General features: G+C 75.7%; 1 protein-coding gene. It reads right to left on the bottom strand.

What is annotated here, in order from left to right; translation table 11 throughout:
- Nucleotides 1-175: 175 nt before the first annotated feature.
- The gene (locus tag ESO86_RS16530) at nt 176-1,588 is read right to left on the bottom strand and encodes an NAD(P)/FAD-dependent oxidoreductase (protein WP_129235911.1); all 1,413 of its coding nucleotides are present in this window, start codon (nt 1,586-1,588) and stop codon (nt 176-178) included.
- Between the last annotated feature and the right edge of the window lie 83 nt (nt 1,589-1,671).

Below are 1,671 nucleotides of genomic sequence, written 5' to 3'. Positions count from 1 at the left end.
CCCAGTCGGGCTGCGCGGCGCGGGCGGCCGCCGCCGCCTCGCCCACGTCGGCGAGGCCGGACTCGCGGTACGCCGCGACCTCCTCCTCGCTCGCGGGGTTCACGATGACGGCGTCGCCGCCGGTGCCGGCGCGGTACTCGCCGATGAACGTGCCGGTGGTGGTCATGGTTGCCTCTCAGGAGTTGAAGCCGAGCCCGAAGCGGTCGAGCGTGCGCAGCCACAGGTTGCGACGACCCTCGTGCGCGTCGGCGGCGAGGATGCTCCGGCGGGTGTACTGGATGATCGGGTTCCGGAACGGTTCCGGCGGGACGGGGAACGGGCGGCGGCGCACGATGTCGTAGCGGAGCCGCGAGGTCGGCCGGCCCGCGAGGAGGTCGAGGGCGACGTCCGCGCTGAACCGCGAGGCGCCGACCCCGAGGCCGGTGTGACCGACCGCGTAGGCGACGCGCCCGCCGCGTGCGGTGCCGTAGGCGGCGGTGAACCGGGTCGTCGAGTCGATCGGCCCGGCCCAGCGGTGCGTGAACCGCACGCCGTCGAGCTGCGGGAACGTCTCGGCGAAGTGCTGCGCGAGCAGCGCGTGCGAGCCGCCCTGCTGCTCGTAGGCCGCGTCGACGCGGCCGCCGCGGTGGTAGACCGCGTCCCAGCCGCCGAACAGGATGCGCCCGTCGGCGGTGGGCCGGTAGTAGTGGAACTGGTTGCCCGCGTCGGTGAGCCCCTGGCCCTCGGCCCAGCCGATCGACTCCCGCTGGGCGGTGGTGAGCGGCTCGGTCATGAGCACGTGGTCGTAGAGCGGCATGATGTACGACCCGAGGCGGCGCAGCGGCGCGGGGTAGGCCGCGGTCGCGACGATCGCACCGCGGGCGACCACCTCACCGCGATCCGTGCGCGCACGCACGCCCGCGCCCTCGCGGTCGAGGCCGATCACGCGCGACCCGTCGTGGATGCGCACCCCACGGCGCTCGAGTTCGGCCGCCATGCCCCACGCGAGCCGTGCGGGGTCGACGAGCACGGTGCCGACGCGGTCGCGGAGCCCCGCGAGGTAGGTCGGCGAGTGGACGTCGGCCCGGACCTCGTCGCGCGACTGGAGCTCGAGCGCGACGCCGTGGCGCGCGCCCAGTTCGGCGGCGTCGCGGAGGCCGGCGACCTGCCACTCCTCGACCGCGAGGGTCGTCTTGCCGACGCGGCGCAGGTCGCAGTCGACGCCCGCCGCCTCGATGGTCGCGACGAGCTCGGCGAGGTTGCGCTCGCCCTCCTCGTGCAGCGCCCCGACCTGGTCGGGCCAGACCATGGTGCCGTGGGCGAGTCCGTGCGTCAGCGACGACGCGACGAATCCGCCGTTGCGTCCGCTGGCCCCGTAGCCGACGCGCTCGGCCTCGAGCACGACGACGGATGCCGCGTCGCCGCGTTCGAGCGCCCGCCACGCCGCCCACAACCCGGTGAACCCGGCACCGATGACGACGAGGTCGGCCTCGTGCCGGCCGGCGAGGGCAGGACGCGGGGTCGGTGCCTCGGGACGGTCGGTCCAGTACGGCCGCGGTTCGGCGTCCGCGATCGCCGCGGCCGCGGCATCCGTCGTCGACGGGCTCACTCCGCCCCCGCTGAGGCGGAGCCGACGCCGGCGCCGACCGGGAGCCCGACGCCGGCGATGATCTCGGCGGCCTTCGCGACGCC

It is taken from the genome of Agromyces binzhouensis, assembly GCF_004135055.1.
GTDB lineage: Bacteria > Actinomycetota > Actinomycetes > Actinomycetales > Microbacteriaceae > Agromyces > Agromyces binzhouensis.
This window is presented reverse-complemented; position numbering and strand designations above follow the sequence as displayed.